The 15,061-nt window shown below is 50.0% G+C and carries 12 protein-coding genes, 1 pseudogene and 1 riboswitch; of the genes and pseudogenes, 12 read left to right on the top strand and 1 reads right to left on the bottom strand.

From position 1 onward, the window contains the following. Positions 1-48: 48 nt before the first annotated feature. The 7 genes and pseudogenes from NIA71_RS10270 (at position 49) to NIA71_RS10240 (ending at position 8,997) form a co-directional block, all read left to right on the top strand. Positions 49-945, top strand: a complete 897-nt coding sequence (locus NIA71_RS10270; protein ID WP_227755572.1) for a glycyl-radical enzyme activating protein — start codon at positions 49-51, stop codon at positions 943-945. Between the two features lie 16 nt (positions 946-961). After that, positions 962-2,062, top strand: a complete 1,101-nt coding sequence (locus NIA71_RS10265; protein WP_253020347.1) for a helix-turn-helix transcriptional regulator — start codon at positions 962-964, stop codon at positions 2,060-2,062. A gap of 130 nt (positions 2,063-2,192) precedes the next feature. Next, complete coding sequence (locus tag NIA71_RS10260) at positions 2,193-4,622, top strand: glycyl radical protein (protein ID WP_253020346.1); 2,430 nt, start codon at positions 2,193-2,195, stop codon at positions 4,620-4,622. A 139-nt stretch (positions 4,623-4,761) separates the two neighbouring features. Beyond that, a pseudogene (gene rplS, locus NIA71_RS10255) lies at positions 4,762-5,091 on the top strand (50S ribosomal protein L19); the annotation flags it as partial. 493 nt (positions 5,092-5,584) lie between these two features. Continuing rightward, positions 5,585-6,430 carry a ribosome biogenesis GTPase YlqF gene (ylqF, locus tag NIA71_RS10250; protein WP_148396974.1) on the top strand — a complete coding sequence of 282 codons (846 nt, stop codon included), beginning with the start codon at positions 5,585-5,587 and terminating at the stop codon, positions 6,428-6,430. After that, positions 6,423-7,088 (top strand): ribonuclease HII, encoded by a 666-nt coding sequence (locus tag NIA71_RS10245; RefSeq protein WP_253020345.1) that lies wholly within the window; start codon positions 6,423-6,425, stop codon positions 7,086-7,088. The genes ylqF and NIA71_RS10245 overlap by 8 nt, the downstream gene beginning before the upstream one ends. Positions 7,089-7,121: 33 nt before the next feature. Next, positions 7,122-7,206, top strand: a riboswitch (ZMP/ZTP riboswitch). Between the two features lie 114 nt (positions 7,207-7,320). Beyond that, the gene (locus tag NIA71_RS10240) at positions 7,321-8,997 is read left to right on the top strand and encodes a formate--tetrahydrofolate ligase (RefSeq protein WP_227755570.1); all 1,677 of its coding nucleotides are present in this window, start codon (positions 7,321-7,323) and stop codon (positions 8,995-8,997) included. Between the two features lie 428 nt (positions 8,998-9,425). Here NIA71_RS10240 and NIA71_RS10235 read toward each other — a convergent pair whose 3' ends face one another. Beyond that, positions 9,426-10,022 carry a hypothetical protein gene (locus NIA71_RS10235; protein WP_227755569.1) on the bottom strand — a complete coding sequence of 199 codons (597 nt, stop codon included), beginning with the start codon at positions 10,020-10,022 and terminating at the stop codon, positions 9,426-9,428. A gap of 237 nt (positions 10,023-10,259) precedes the next feature. Here NIA71_RS10235 and NIA71_RS10230 point away from each other — a divergent pair, with 237 nt between their 5' ends. From NIA71_RS10230 to NIA71_RS10210, 5 genes are read left to right on the top strand one after another with little or no spacing between them, the layout of a single operon-like run. Next, positions 10,260-11,021, top strand: a complete 762-nt coding sequence (locus tag NIA71_RS10230) for an acyl-CoA dehydratase activase (RefSeq protein ID WP_253020344.1) — start codon at positions 10,260-10,262, stop codon at positions 11,019-11,021. A 36-nt stretch (positions 11,022-11,057) separates the two neighbouring features. Continuing rightward, on the top strand, positions 11,058-12,203 hold the full coding sequence (locus NIA71_RS10225) for a double-cubane-cluster-containing anaerobic reductase (protein ID WP_148396970.1): 1,146 nt from the start codon (positions 11,058-11,060) through the stop codon (positions 12,201-12,203). 6 nt (positions 12,204-12,209) lie between these two features. Further along, positions 12,210-12,965, top strand: a complete 756-nt coding sequence (locus tag NIA71_RS10220; protein ID WP_148396969.1) for an ATP-binding cassette domain-containing protein — start codon at positions 12,210-12,212, stop codon at positions 12,963-12,965. A gap of 5 nt (positions 12,966-12,970) precedes the next feature. Then, positions 12,971-13,921: an ABC transporter permease gene (locus NIA71_RS10215; protein WP_253021298.1), complete on the top strand. Its 951-nt coding sequence runs from the start codon at positions 12,971-12,973 to the stop codon at positions 13,919-13,921. Next, complete coding sequence (locus NIA71_RS10210; RefSeq protein ID WP_148396968.1) at positions 13,918-14,853, top strand: carbohydrate kinase family protein; 936 nt, start codon at positions 13,918-13,920, stop codon at positions 14,851-14,853. The genes NIA71_RS10215 and NIA71_RS10210 overlap by 4 nt, the downstream gene beginning before the upstream one ends. Positions 14,854-15,061: the final 208 nt, after the last annotated feature.

Raw genomic sequence — 15,061 nt, 5'->3', positions numbered from 1 at the left:
CTGTCGCCGAGCGCAACAGTCCCTTTCTCAAGTAGAAACAGGAAAAACATGACTGGAACAATATTTGATATTCAAAAATATTCATTGCATGACGGGCCGGGGATTCGTACCCTGGTTTTTATGAAGGGATGTCCGATGCGCTGCAGGTGGTGCAGCAACCCCGAATCGCAAAAGACGGGCGTGCAGGTCGGCTATACACAAAAAAACTGTATTCGCTGCGGAAAATGCGCGGCTGTCTGTCCGGACCGGGCCATCCAAGGGCCAGACTATGGGATTATCCGGGAGCGCTGCACCGGCTGCAGCAAGTGTGCGGCCGTGTGCCCGGTGCAGGCCAAAAAGATGATCGGATCTCAAGTCACTGTGGAGGAGCTGATGGAAATCATCGCGGAAGACCGTTTGTTCTATCGGAATTCCGGCGGCGGAGCAACCATCGGCGGCGGCGAGCCCGCGCTCCAAAGCGCCTTTGTGAATCAGCTTTTAAAAAGATGCAGACAAGAATCCATTTCAACCTGCATTGAAACCTGCGCGTTTGCGGAGGCGGAGCAGTTCGAGGAAACCATTGAATATGCGGATTTGGTTTTATTCGATTTAAAGCATATGAATTCAGCCAAGCATAAAAGTCTGACTGGCGCGGGCAATGAAAAAATTCTTAGAAACGCCTATCGGCTGAAAAAAGACCAGCCGGTGATTTTCAGAGTGCCGCTGATACCGGGCTTAAACGATAGTTTCAAAAACTTAGAAGAAACGGTTTTGTTCGCGGCCCAATTTGAGAACGCGCAGCGGGTGGAACTGCTGCCGTATCACAGCTTGGGGGAGAGCAAATACCAGTGGATCGGCGAGGACTATGAGCTGAGCGGCCTGCAGACCTATTCGGAGGAGCAAAAGCAGGAATTAAGCAGATGGATCGCGGACCAAAACTACCCCATTGAGATTAAACTTGTTTAAAGGGGAGGTGATCAATATGGAAACCTTTTTGGACAACAGAGAACTTTTGTATCTGAATCAGATATTGGCGGAGCTTCACGATGACGATGATTACGAGAAGGCATTCAACAACTTTCTGGCAAAACTCAAAGAGCTGATTATCTTTGAAAAGGGCGATATCTATTTTTATAAAAAGAAGGATGATCAAATCATCTTTGAGGACTTTATCTTTGTGGACTGGGGAGAAAAGGATCTGAAAAGCTATCTCGACCAGTACTGCGGAATCGATGATGTGCTGCCTATTGTTTCAAACGACTATCCGATCATGTTCCGCAGCTCCGATGTCTTTATCTTTGATGAGCGGAAAAAAACCAGATATTATAACGAACTGCTCCGCCCTGCGGGGATGAACCATTCCATTGAGGGGAACCTTTATATCGGGGAAAATGGATATGTGGGCGGCATCGGAATCCACCGCCCTGAAAAGTACAAGGACTTTTCCAACAAAGACCTGGAGATCCTTAAAATGGCCAGGCCCCATCTGGCCAACATTGCCAAGCGATTTCAGAACACCAGAGAGCAGATCAACCACTACTTATTGGAATTGCCCCTTTTGTCCAACATCCAGGGAATGGGTATCTGTATCTGGAACTATGATTTGAAGCTGCTGGACTGCAATCTGGAGGAAAATCAAACCATCCAATATCAGCACATCGGGGAATTGATGCGCACCCTGATCACCCTGTGCAAAAGCATAAAAAGCAAGCTGGCTTCCGACGGCGGGCTGATGCCCAAAGGGGACGACATTCGGGCCAGGAGCAGGATCGTTATCGGAAAAGCTACCTATTTTGCAGAAGTAGTCTTTGTGACAGGTAAGTCGGCCATGGACAGTAAATTTATCGCAACCGTCTATGACTATTCCAGCCTGTTTGAAAACATTCTGGTGGAAGTGAAAGACCGCTACGGCCTGACGGATCGGGAATATGAGGTGATGCAGTGCATGTTTAAAGGGATGAACAATCTGGAAATCAGCAAAAAACTTTTCATCAGCGTGCCCACGGTAAAAAAGCATTTGACCAACATCTACAATAAAATGGACATCGAAGGAAAGCATCAGATCCTGGGGACGATTTTATAAGGTATACGCAGGTATACATAACCGGCCGGCCGGCGGCCGCTTTTTATCCTGGCGGCGAATATACAAATTTTCGAGAACCGGTAAAATGGTTATATACATAACGTTACCACTGAAATGAAAGGAGAAACCAATGAGTGACATGATAAAAGATGAAGCTTGCTGCGGCGGTACCATCGATGAAACCAGCAGCACAGCATTTCCCAGAGTGAACCGGCTTTTGGACAGATTTTTCGATATCAAACCCCAGCTTTGCATTGAAAGGGCCATGGCCTATACCAGATCCTATCAAAAAACGGAAGGGGAGACCGCGGTGATTCGAAGGGCCAAAGCCTTTAAGAAAGCCTGCGAGGAAAAAAGCATTTTTATTGCCGATGATGAGCTGATCGTTGGCTGCGCCGCTTCCATACCAAGGGCCGCGGTCTTTTGCCCGGAGCATGCTACTGGCTGGCTGAAGGAAGAGCTGGACGGTCTGAGCACCCGCCGTCAGGACCCTTATGAAGTGACGGAGGAACAGAAAGCGGTGCTGAGAAGTGAAATCTTTCCCTATTGGGAAGATAAGGACATCAGCAGCCATTGGCTGCGCCAGATTCCCGACGAGGTGAAGGAAATCGCTGTCAAAACGGGAATCATAGACATTGAAATTAAAACCCAGAGCGGACCGGGAGAAATTTCGCCCAATGTGAAAAAAGTGCTGCAAAAAGGATTCCTGGGGATTAAAAAACAGGCGCAGGACGCTGCGGCAGCCCTGGATATTGTCAAGCCTGAGGACTACGAAAAGAAGAATTTTTATGAAGCGGTCTGTATTTCCCTGGACGGAATCATGGCTCTGGCAGCCCGTTATGCTGCTCTTGCCAGAGAAAAAGCAGCGGCGGAAACCGATGCGGATCGAAAGGCGGAGCTGCTGCAAATCGCGGAAAATCTGGATCATGTGCCGGCCAATCCGGCCAGGACCTTTATGGAGGCGCTGCAATCTTTTTGGATCCTCCAGATTGGCTGCTACATAGAGGCCAACGGACCGTCCTATTCTCCCGGCAGAGTGGATCAGCTGTTTTACCCGTATTACAAAAAAGATCTCGCAGCCGGGCTGCTGACAGAGAAGAAGGCCCTGGAGCTGATCGAATGTCTGTATCTCAAGTTTGCGGAAAACACTTGGTTTTTGAGCACCAATGCGGCCATGTATTTTGCCGGCTACCAGCCTTATCAAAATGTCTGCGTGGGCGGAATCGCCAGGGATGGAAAGGATGCCACCAACGAGTTATCCTACTTATTCATAACCGCCAAAATGGAAGTGCGTCTCCATTCGCCATCCCTTTCGGTGCGCGTTCATAAACAGTCGCCGGACAAATTCCTGCGCAAGGCAGCGGCCCTTTCCCAGATCGGAACAGGTTTTCCAGCCATCCACAACGACGAGGTGACCATTAAAATGATGCTCATCAGCGGAGCGGATATCGAGGATGCGCGGGATTACTGCATGGTTGGATGCGTAGAACCCTATATTCCGGGAAAAATGTCCAAATGGACCGACGGCGGCCATTATAACTATGGGTCAGTGATGGAACTGGCGCTGACTAACGGCATCAGCGTGGTAAACGGCAATAAGAAGCTGGGCCTGAGCACCGGCGATCCGTCGGAGATGAGCTTTGAAGAACTGAAGGATGCGGTGAAAAAGCAGCTTGCTTTCTGCATCAAGCATATCGCGACGGCCTGTCATATCTGCGAAAAGCTCCACGCGGAATACACGCCCTATCCCTACATGTCGGCCATGATCGACGGCTGTATTGAAACGGGCAGAGACATTACCCGCGGCGGCGCAGAGCTGACGGTAGGCCCGGCCTTTATCGGCACCGGCATTGCCGATCTGGCGGATTCTCTGTCGGTGATAAAAGAGTTTGTGTTCGACAAGCAGGTGTTCACCATGCAGGATTTTGTTCAGGCTGTAAAGCATAATTTCAAAGGCCATGAGGAAATGAAAGCGTATATTGAAAGCAACGGCCGCTTTTATGGCAACGACGATGACTATGTGGACGATTTTGTAAGGGAAATGACCGATTTTGCTTTTGAAGAAATCACCCAATATCAGTCTTATCGGGGTCCCCACTATATTTCGGGTTTGTATCCGGTAGCTTCCCATGTTCCCCACGGCGAAGTGGTGGCTGCGCTGCCTTACGGCAGGCTGGAAGGAACTCCTCTGGCCGACGGCTGCTCGCCCAAGGGCGGGACAGATGTGAAAGGGCCGACGGCTGTGCTCAAGTCCGTGTCAAAGATCAACCACGATGCCCATGTTGCCGGCACGCTGCTCAATATGCGGCTGGATCCCATGTCCTCCAAGGGTGAGGAAGGAAATGCCAGAATCGTTTCCCTGATCCGCAGCTTTATTGATTTGAATATTTACCATGTCCAATTCAACATCATATCCAGCGATCTGCTGAAAAAAGCGCAGAAAAATCCGGGCAGCTATAAATCGCTGATCGTCAGGGTGGCAGGCTATAGCGCCTTTTTCACCGAGCTGTGCAAGGAGATGCAGGACGACATCATTCAAAGAACCGTGCAGAAGTTTTAGCGGGCGGCAGAGTTGGCAGGCAAAAAAATCCTTGCGCTTTTCCAGCTTTTGTGCTAAAATATTGAAAGTTATTACGGGCGGTCCTCTGGATGCAGAATTGGGCACCACGAACGTCTTGGAGGGAAGGAGGAAATGAGCAATGAATATTATGCAGTCAATTGCACAGGAATACACCAAAAAAGATATCCCTGCGTTTAATGTGGGAGACACTGTAAAAGTGCACATTAAAATTAAAGAAGGATCGAGAGAAAGAATTCAGATTTTTGAAGGTTTTGTCCTGAAAAAGCAGAACGGTGGAATCAGCGAAACATTCACAGTAAGAAGAATCGCTTCCGGCGTCGGCGTGGAAAAGACATTCCCGCTGCACTCACCACTGGTTGAAAAGATCGAAGTTGTGAGAAAAGGTGATGTCAGAAGAGCGAAGCTTCACTATATGCGTGAAAGAACTGGTAAATCTGCCAAGATTAAAGCCAAGGAATACAGTGAAGAACAGCTGGCAGCAGCTGAAGCAAAGGCAGCAGCGAAAGCAGCGGCGGCTGAAGAAGCAGCAGTTGTGGAAGCTCCTGCGGAAGAAGCTCCGGCAGCAGAGGAAAAGACCGAAGAATAAGCTTGACTTAATGAAGGATTGTCGTATATGCGGCGATCCTTTTTTTATGGCAGAAAAGATGGGGCCGGGAGCAAATCAAATCATCGTGATCCGTGCCTGGCAGCCTTCCCAGCGATGATTTTAGGCCTTTTTTTCTGCTAATCCACCTAAAAACAGCAGGAAACTATCGCTTTTTAAGCTTTTTGTCTTTCGTCACGATGAAAAATCATCGTAAAGTTAGGCCAAAACGAGTTCTAGCGATAATTTTGCTTTTCGGCCTTTATGAATCCGGGCCCGAAGGGTCCGCTCCCTGCATTGTAATTCCGCCCAATCCCTGCTATAATAAAGTACACTGAAAAAACGAGAGGAACAACCTATGATGGAACATATAAACTGGTATCCGGGACACATGAAAAAGACCCGGGAGCTGATCCAGGAAAATCTGAAGCTGGTGGATGCGGTGGTGGAAGTGATCGATGCACGCATCCCGGTTTCCAGCAGAAATCCCATTATCGACGAACTGGTGAGAAATAAGAAGCGCATCATCATTCTCAACAAGAGCGATCTGTCGGACAGCGAGGCCAATCAGGAATGGGAGCAATACTTTCGGAAAAGAGGCAGTCAGGTCCTGACGATGAACTGTATGAAGGGCGGTGGGGCGGCACAGCTTTTAAAGCTGCTGTCCCGGCTGCAGGATGAGAAAAACGCCGGCCAGGTCAGGCAGCGGCCGTACCGGCTGATGATCGTGGGCGTGCCCAATGTGGGCAAGTCGTCTCTCATCAATCGTTTGACCGGAAAAAAGAGCGCCCAGACAGGGGACAGGCCGGGGGTGACCAAAGGCAAGCAATGGCTCAACCTTCCGGGCAATATGCAGCTTTTGGATACGCCAGGGATCCTCTGGCCCAAGTTTGAGGATCCGAAAGCAGGCCTTAATCTGGCTTTCTGCGGTTCGATCAAGGACGAAATCCTCGATGTGGCTACCCTGGCCCTGGAGCTGATTGCCGTCCTTCAAAACGGCTATGCGGAACTTCTGGCACAGCGCTACAAGCTGGACGGAGTAGAAGAGACCCCGATTCAGACCATGGAAGCGATAGCGCTCAAACGGGGCTGCATTCTCCCTGGGAAAAAGATCGATTACGAACGAATCGCCAAAGTGGTGCTGGATGAGTTTCGCGCAGGAACGATCGGAAAGATCACATTGGAAAGGGTACCCCATGAATAAGCAGGAAAAAGAGATGCTTTTGGCCCGGCGGCTTGTGGAAATGAAGCAGTTTGACAAGGAGCTATGCGGAAAAGACGTGATGTTTATCGCTGGCGTGGACGAAGTGGGCAGAGGGCCCCTGGCCGGTCCGGTGGTGGCGGCCTGTGTGGTGCTCCCGGAGGATTTTGATGTGCCGGGTATCGACGATTCCAAAAAGTTGACGGAAAAAAAGCGGGAAGCCTTGTATCCTCTGATTAAAGAAAAAGCTCTGGCCTATGGAATCGGTATGGCGGATCATATGCGGATCGATGAGATCAATATTCTTGAGGCCACAAAGGAAGCGATGATTCAGGCGGTGGAGGAGGCCTCCCGTATGCTGAAAGAGAGGGCGGGGGCCGGGATTGAGCATATCCTTTTTGATGCCATGATCATCAAGTCCATTCCAATTCCCCAAACCTCCGTCATAAAAGGAGACAGTAAGAGCTTGTCCATTGCAGCGGCCTCGGTTTTGGCCAAGGTCACTCGGGACCGGATGATGGTGGAAATGGCGCAGCGTTACCCGGGATACAGTTTTGAAAAAAATAAAGGTTACGGAACAAAAGCCCATTATGAAGGCTTGCGGCAGCAAGGCCCGTGCCCGATCCACAGGCGGACGTTTTTAAAAAACTTCTTAAAATAAAGCTTGATTCTCCATAAGGGAGATGCTATTATTTATTTGTTATACGACTGACGGAACAAGTGGAATGGACCACGTGGAGTATAATGTATATGATGAGCCGACCGTCTGGGCATTTGTCCGGATTGCCAGGCTCTTTTTGCGTATATGGAGAGCTTCTGTGCCATTGAAAAAGGCAAGAGAATCGGCCCCAGTTATAACTGTTTGTAAACGTTGATTGAAAAGGAGAAATGAAATGGAAATCAAAAGTGATATTCAGATCGCTCAGGAAACAGAGATGAAAAACATCAAAGAGATTGCAGATGCTGCCGGTCTTGACCAGAAGTACATTGAGCTGTATGGAAACTATAAAGCCAAGGTAGACTATAATTTGCTGGAGGAAAAAAAGGATGGCCCAGACGGCAAGGTGATCTTGGTGACCGCCATTTCTCCCACACCGGCCGGCGAAGGTAAGACGACGACAACCGTCGGCCTTGCCGATGCGCTGAAGAAGATTGACAAGAAGGTGTTGGTGGCGCTGAGAGAGCCGTCTCTGGGCCCGGTATTCGGCGTAAAAGGCGGAGCTGCGGGCGGCGGATACGCGCAAGTGGTTCCCATGGAGGACATCAATCTCCATTTTACCGGAGATATGCACGCCATCGGCGCTGCAAATAACCTTTTGGCCGCAATGCTGGACAACCATATTCAGCAGGGAAATTCGCTGGGAATTGACCCAAGGAAGATCACCTGGAAACGGTGCGTGGACATGAACGACCGTCAGCTGCGTTTTGTGGTGGACGGCTTGGGCGGAAAAGCCAACGGAACGCCACGGGAGGACGGCTTCGACATCACCGTTGCCAGCGAAATCATGGCTATTCTCTGCCTTTCCAGCGATATTGAAGACTTGAAGAACCGAGTGGCCAACATTATTGTCGGCTATACATATGACGACCAGCCGGTAACAGCCGGACAGTTGAAGGCCCAGGGAGCATTGGCAGCTCTTTTAAAGGATGCCCTCAAGCCCAATCTGGTACAGACTTTGGAGCATACTCCGGCCTTTATCCACGGCGGTCCTTTTGCCAATATCGCCCACGGCTGCAACTCGATCATGGCTACCCGCATGGCGATGAAGATGGCGGACTACGTGGTAACGGAAGCCGGATTCGGGGCTGATCTGGGCGCGGAAAAGTTCCTGGATATTAAATGCCGCATGGCGGGCATTAAACCATCGGCAGTTGTGGTAGTAGCTACGGTACGGGCATTAAAACATCACGGCGGCGTAGCCAAGGGCGATCTGGGACAGGAAAATCTGGACGCCTTGGAAAAAGGCCTGCCCAATCTTCTCCAGCATGTGGAAAACATCACCCAGGTCTACGGACTTCCGGCTGTTGTGGCGATCAACCGATTCCCGACGGACACTGAAGCTGAATTAAAGCTGGTGGAAGCCAAATGCAAAGAGCTGGGCGTTCATGTAGCTCTCAGCGAAGTGTGGGGAAAAGGCGGCGAAGGCGGTATTGCTCTGGCAAAAGAGGTAGTGCGTCTCTGCGATGAACCGAACACGTTCAGCCAATCCTATCAGCTTGACCTGTCCATTGAAGAAAAGATTCGTGCCATCGCCACTAAGATTTATCGGGCCGATGACATCAATATTCTTCCGGCTGCCAGAAAACAGATGGACCAGCTGGAGAAGCTGGGCTTTGGAAACCTGCCCATCTGCGTTGCCAAAACTCAGTACAGTTTTTCTGATGATCCCGCCTTGCTGGGAGCACCAAGAGGCTTTACACTGACCGTGCGCAATTTGAAAGTATCTGCGGGAGCAGGATTTATTGTGGCGCTGACCGGGGATATTATGACAATGCCGGGGCTGCCCAAAGTTCCTGCTGCGGAGAAGATCGATGTGGATAAGAGCGGAAAGATCACCGGTTTGTTCTAAGACGTTTTTTGGAAGACCCCAGGGCGGGAGCATATTGCTTCAGCCCTGGGGTCTTGTTATATAGCGGGTGGGAATGACCAATTTCCAGGCAGCTCCGGAAAAACTTTTGTGAAAATCCGCACATTTTTCGTAAAGTTGTGGGTTTGAGGGGCTTCGTCCTGAGAAAAAGAAGGACTGACTCCCAAACGTTTGATTTAAGGAGGCTCAATCGTTGAAAGAAGCGTAAGTTTTTCGTGATTTTAAAAATCTTTTCCTCAAGAGCCTTATCTGGCAAGCCGCCGCTTGGAAAAGAGCATCATCCCTTCCAAAGCCACAGCCCGGCCGCTGCTGGCAGCAAAAAAGACACCCGGCCTCTTTGAGGCGAGTGTCTTTTTAAATGGTCAGTCTGCGATCAGGGAAGATGCATATCCGTAAATGCACCTGCGAAACTATTCCACCGGTGCAAAAGCATTTTTGTAGGTATCGAAGTCTGCTGTACAAAGGTGGCTTGCTTTAACAGCCTCATCCCCGCTGTTCAGCTCCTTCAGCACAATATTTGCCATTTCTTTTACCATATAATCCTTATTGCTGTCCTCAGTATCTAATGAAGTCTTGACAAATGTATATTCAAAAGCCGGCGCCTGGTATTTCTTCTGGTCCGCTTCCTTGCAAGGCACCAGGAACACCGTCTTTCTGGCATCGCATTTTACTGTTTTCTTACCTTTAATTTGCTTGTCGTACTGTTCCTTTGTCATTGTGACAGTCATAGCGCCGCTGGAATCACCGGTATTGGCCGCATCGATCAGTACCACCTGATAGTTGCCTTCCGTTTCCTTTGTTTCCGTAATACGCATGTCGCCGCTTTCCGTCTCCGCCATTACCACGTAAGAAACATCTTCAATCTCGTAGCGGCCGTTTTCATCGGCGCTGACGTTTGCGGCTGCTTTTTCCGAATCAGCCCCGCTGCTTGCGCCACCCTTACCTGAGCAGGCCGTAATGCCAAGGACCAGGCAAAGCGCTGTCATAACGCAAACTATTTTTTTCATTTAACAACCTTCTTTCCTGTTATTGATACACACATCTCCCCTGAGCGAAAGCCTGTCCCTAAATCTGGTATCAGGCCCTCTGAATCCCATTGTAACATAGTTTGTCCAGTAAAAGAATACCAATACCCATATCTAAAATTTAATTAGTAAAGCTGTAATTAATAGAAATTATGAATTAGACGCTTACCAAAACGCTCTATTATAATAACAGGAAGAAAATGGAGAGGAGGCTTACGATTGGACTACATAGGAATCGATATCGGATCCACGGCCACAAAAGTCGTGGTCAGAGGCGACCACAACGGCCATTTTGCCATGCCTTCCGGGTGGAACAGCAAGGAGACCTCCCAGGCGGTAAAAAACAGATTAACAGAAGCAGGCGTTGATCTTGCAGAAAAATGCGCTGTCGCCGCTACTGGCTACGGGCGGATTTCCGTCGATTTTTCAGACTATCGGATCACCGAGATCACCTGTCATGGCCGGGGCGGATTTGAGCTGACGGGAGAGGACTGCACCATCATCGATGTGGGCGGACAGGATACCAAGATTATACAGATCGAAAACGGGCAGGTTTGCGATTTTTTGATGAATGATAAATGCTCCGCCGGTACAGGAAAGTTTCTGGAAATCATGGCAAACCGCATGGGCGTGACCATCGATGAGCTCTTTGCTTTGGCTAAAGAGGGGAAGCCGCTGGCCATCAGCTCTTTGTGCACGGTTTTCGCTGAGTCGGAGATCGTCAGCTATATGGGAGAAGGACACCCGAAAGAAAATATCGCCGCCGGGATCGTCGATTCGGTAGCGGAAAAAGTAGCGCAGCTCTACGGAAGGCGGCCTGCAAAAAAAGGAATTTACCTCACCGGCGGGCTGAGCCACTGCCGCCAATTTGCAGATAGAATCGAGGAGCGGCTCAGTACAGAAGTAAGGACGCTAAAGCTGGGCAGATACGCGGGAGCACTGGGAGCATCAATTCTGGCCGAAGAAAAGGCCGGTAAATAAAAAAACTGCTCATACAGTCACAGAAAGGAAATGAACATGGATGTAAGAAAAGAACTACCAGAGATTTTTGAAGATTTTGCAGAAGAACGAAGGAACGCTTTTGTGCGGGTGAAAGATTTGAAGGAACAGAATATCCCGGTCGTGGGCATGTTCTGCACCTACTTTCCCCAGGAGCTGGCATTGGCCGCGGGAGCAGCGCCGGTTTCCCTCTGCGCCACATCGGATGAAACTATATCCGCGGCTGAAGAAGATTTACCGAAAAATCTCTGCCCGCTGATCAAATCCAGCTACGGGTTTGGAAAAACGGACAAGTGTCCTTTCTTTTTCTTTTCCGATCTGGTAGTGGGCGAGACGACCTGTGACGGAAAGAAAAAAATGTATGAATATATGGCTGATTTTAAACCGGTACATATCATGGAGCTTCCCAATAAAAACAGCGAAGCCGGGCTGGTCCTCTGGAAAGAAGAGATCATTCGCATGAAGGAAAAGCTGGAAGAAGTCTTTGATAAAGAAATCACCATGGACGATATTCGTGAAGCCATCCATATTAAGAACGCAGAGCGGCAGGCCGTGAAGGATTTTTACGCCATCATGAAGGACGAGTACCCGCCTATTTCGGGCCTCGACGTGCTCAAAACCCTAGAGGGGATCACCTTCCACTTTAACAAAGAGCAGGTTCCGGCCGAGCTTTCGGCGCTGCTTGCGAAAATCAAAGGCCAGGAGGCTGTAAAAGAAAGAAAGCCCAGGATTGTCATTACCGGATGTCCAATGGGCGGAGCTACCAGAAAAGTAGTGGAAATTATCGAAAGCCAGGGAGCATGCTGCGTGGCCTTTGAAAACTGCACGGGCGCAAAAGCCATTGAGGACAATGTGGATGAGAATATGGAAGATGTATACGAAGCGCTGGCGCAAAAGTATGTCAACATTGGATGCTCCTGCATGAGCCCCAATCCGAATCGCTACCAGCTGCTGGGCAGGCTCATCGACGAATACAGGGCCGATGCAGTGATCGACATGGAACTTTCCGCCTGCCACACGTATGCGGTCGAGTCGGGATTGATCCGCAGGTTTGTGACCGGCGAGAAGAAAATTCCTTATTTCAGCATCGAAACCGATTATTCCAAGGCTGACGTAGGCCAGCTCGCCACCAGGATTGCGGCCTTTATCGAGATGTTAAAGTAGCAGGCTATGGAAAAAGCATTATTACAAACCAGGGATATCAAAAAAAGTTTCGGACATGTGCGCGCGCTGCGGGGCGTGGAGCTTTCCGCTTACCGGGGAGAAATTCTCGCCATTGTCGGCGATAACGGCGCTGGCAAATCGACCTTTATCAAAATCCTCGCAGGCTCCATCCGACCCGACCAGGGATCGATCGTCGTCGATGGACAGGCCCATTCCTACTTTACCCCCAGAGAGGCCATTGCGGCGGGCATTTCAACCGTATACCAGGATTTGGCGCTGGCCAATACCAGAAATGTGAGTGCTAATATTTTCCTGGGCCAGGAATTGACTTCAATGGGATTTCTGAGGAAGAAGGCCATGGAGAAAGATGCCAGAGCCCTGGTGGATCGATTGGGCATCGATATCCCGGATCTTTCCGCCCCGGTGGGCGTACTCAGCGGCGGACAGCGTCAGGGTACAGCCGTAGCCAGACTGATGCACCAGGGAGGGAAGCTGTTCATCTTTGACGAACCCACGGCAGCTATGGGTCTTAAAGAAACCGGTGCAGTGCTCAAGCTAATCAAAAAATTAGCGAGCGAAGGCTATGGCGTTATCCTCATCAGTCACGACCTGCCCCAAGTTTTTCAGATCAGCGATCGGATCGCTGTTTTCAGACAGGGAAAAGCAGTTGCGCTGATGAAAACGGCGGATTGTACCATGGATCAGGTAATCGGGCTGATTACAGGAACCGAACCGCCCCAGGAAGGGGGCAAAAGACAGTGAATGCGATGCAAAAGAAGATGCGGAACAACTCCTATAAATTGCTGCTGCTTCTGGTGCTGGCGGTTATGGTGGCAGTACTGAGCGTAATTTCTCCTTATTTTTTTAGCTGGAAAAACTGCCTAAATATTCTTAACCAGTCTGCCATTCAAATGATCCTATCCATCGGCATGACCTTTGTCATCTGTTCGGCGGGTATCGATCTTTCCATCGGGGCTTTGATGGCTTTCAGCGCCGTAATCATGTCCTTTTGTCTCAAAGCGGGCGCGCCGTCTGGTTTGTCCATACTGGCGGGGGTGGCAGCCGCCGGAGTCGTCGGCCTTTTCAATGGAGCCATTGTTGCCAGGGCAAGGGTCAACTCCTTTATTGTTACTCTCAGCATGATGTCGATTTTGAGAGGCGGAACGGTCTTGCTCACCGACGGCCGCCCAATTTACGGATTCGAAGCCAGTTTTACTTTTTGGGGCAGCAGCACGATTTTGGGAGTGGGTATGCCGGTTATCCTCGCCCTGACTCTGACGGCCGCGGCCTGGATCTTACTGGAAAGGACCAGGTTCGGCAATTACTGCTTATTCCTTGGTTCCAATGAAAAAGCCCTCCACAGGAGTGGGATCAATACAGACAAATACAAGATGCTGATTTTCGGTCTATCAGGCATCTGCGCCGGGATGGCCGGTTTTATCATGACCGCCCGCCTCAATTCCGCCGATCCCCTTGCGGGAAGCGGATATGAGATGTATGCCATCGCAGCAGTGATTTTAGGAGGAACCCTCATGCAGGGCGGCAAGGGAAGTATTGGCGGGACCGTACTCGGCTGTTTGATTCTCAATGTGATGAAAAACGGTCTTACCATGCTGGCCATTTCCTCCAATTATCAGCAGCTTTTGACCGGACTTATCGTTCTGGTTTCCGTAATCATTTCAGAAAAAAACAGAAGAAAGAAGGAGGCGGCGGGATGATTGGAAAGGTTCTCTTACTGGGCGCTGTAGCCATGGATGTAGTCCTGGACAGCGATTCCCTTCCAAGGGACGATGGATTTGAAATTTTGCGCAGGGAGCAGCTTGTACCCGGGGGCAGCGCTTCCAATGTGGCGGCGGCTTTGGCGGCTCTGGGCGCAGCGGCCTATCAGACCGGGCAGATTGGCGATGATCAATACGGCGAAGTTTTTCGCAGTACGCTGCGGGAGGATGGAGTCGATGATACCTATTTGATCATCAAGGAAGGCGGGACTACTCTGCATACCTATATCATCACCGCGCCGGGAGGAAAGCATTGTATCTTTGCCAATCTGGGAGACAGCGCGGCTTCCATGACCAGGGAGCAGGCACCTCTTGATATTGTGGGGGAGATGGACTGCCTCTATGTGGACATGTTTTCCTCAGAGGCAGCGATCGTCCTGGCCAGGGAAGCAAAGAAGCGCTATGTACCCGTTGTCTATAACATGCAGTGCCCTCCGTCCTTTATGAAAAAGTGCTCTGTCTCCGATGAAGAGATCGCAGAAATGCTGAAGCTTTGTAGCCTGTTCATCAGCGGCAAAGAAGGGTATTATCAGCTGACGGGGACAGAGGATGCAGTGGCGGCGATGGAACAGGTGCGGCAGAAGTACGGTATAGACGATGGCGTGATTTGTACAGCCGGTGAAGAGGGGGCTTTTTGGAAAGACAAAGACTGCCTGTACCGGCAGGCGGCTTTTCCTGTAGAGGCGGTGGATACCACCGGAGCGGGGGACTGCTTTACCGGAGGCCTGATTTTTTCCCGAGTGCTGCAGAAAAAAAATAAGCAAGAGGCGCTGAGGTTCGCCAGCGGCGCGGCGGCCATTAAATGTATGAAAGCGGGGCCGCGCTGCAAGTCGGATGAGCAAACCATCGCAGCCTTTATACGCAGGGTATAAAGCTGTGTAGGCGAGTTGTTATCTGTCGAATAGTATCGTTTTCTTAACAACGGCGCATGTATGGCTCATTGTTGAGCCTTTTTCAATGGATGCAGGCGTTGTATTCGGAGATTTTTAAGAGTTAGAGTTAAAAACGAGAATGCGCCGCCCGCAAGCCTGAGTATCAACTCAACAAATTGCAAAAAACAATCTGATGTTGATAAAAATC

Source organism: Ihubacter massiliensis (genome assembly GCF_024125305.1).
GTDB lineage: Bacteria > Bacillota > Clostridia > Peptostreptococcales > Anaerovoracaceae > Hominibacterium > Hominibacterium faecale.
Note: the sequence above shows the minus strand (reverse complement) of the source record. Positions and strands in the feature narration are given on the sequence as shown.

Excerpts from the sequence above, each read along its gene's own strand:
- NIA71_RS10270 (WP_227755572.1), top strand. The coding sequence starts at position 49 with ATGACTGGAACAATATTTGATATTCAAAAATATTCATTGCATGACGGG.
- NIA71_RS10210 (WP_148396968.1), top strand. The coding sequence starts at position 13,918 with ATGATTGGAAAGGTTCTCTTACTGGGCGCTGTAGCCATGGATGTAGTC.
- NIA71_RS10240 (WP_227755570.1), top strand. The coding sequence starts at position 7,321 with ATGGAAATCAAAAGTGATATTCAGATCGCTCAGGAAACAGAGATGAAA.
- NIA71_RS10235 (WP_227755569.1), bottom strand. The coding sequence starts at position 10,022 with ATGAAAAAAATAGTTTGCGTTATGACAGCGCTTTGCCTGGTCCTTGGC.
- NIA71_RS10245 (WP_253020345.1), top strand. The coding sequence starts at position 6,423 with ATGAATAAGCAGGAAAAAGAGATGCTTTTGGCCCGGCGGCTTGTGGAA.
- NIA71_RS10220 (WP_148396969.1), top strand. The coding sequence starts at position 12,210 with ATGGAAAAAGCATTATTACAAACCAGGGATATCAAAAAAAGTTTCGGA.
- NIA71_RS10265 (WP_253020347.1), top strand. The coding sequence starts at position 962 with ATGGAAACCTTTTTGGACAACAGAGAACTTTTGTATCTGAATCAGATA.
- NIA71_RS10225 (WP_148396970.1), top strand. The coding sequence starts at position 11,058 with ATGGATGTAAGAAAAGAACTACCAGAGATTTTTGAAGATTTTGCAGAA.
- NIA71_RS10215 (WP_253021298.1), top strand. The coding sequence starts at position 12,971 with ATGCAAAAGAAGATGCGGAACAACTCCTATAAATTGCTGCTGCTTCTG.
- ylqF (WP_148396974.1), top strand. The coding sequence starts at position 5,585 with ATGATGGAACATATAAACTGGTATCCGGGACACATGAAAAAGACCCGG.
- NIA71_RS10260 (WP_253020346.1), top strand. The coding sequence starts at position 2,193 with ATGAGTGACATGATAAAAGATGAAGCTTGCTGCGGCGGTACCATCGAT.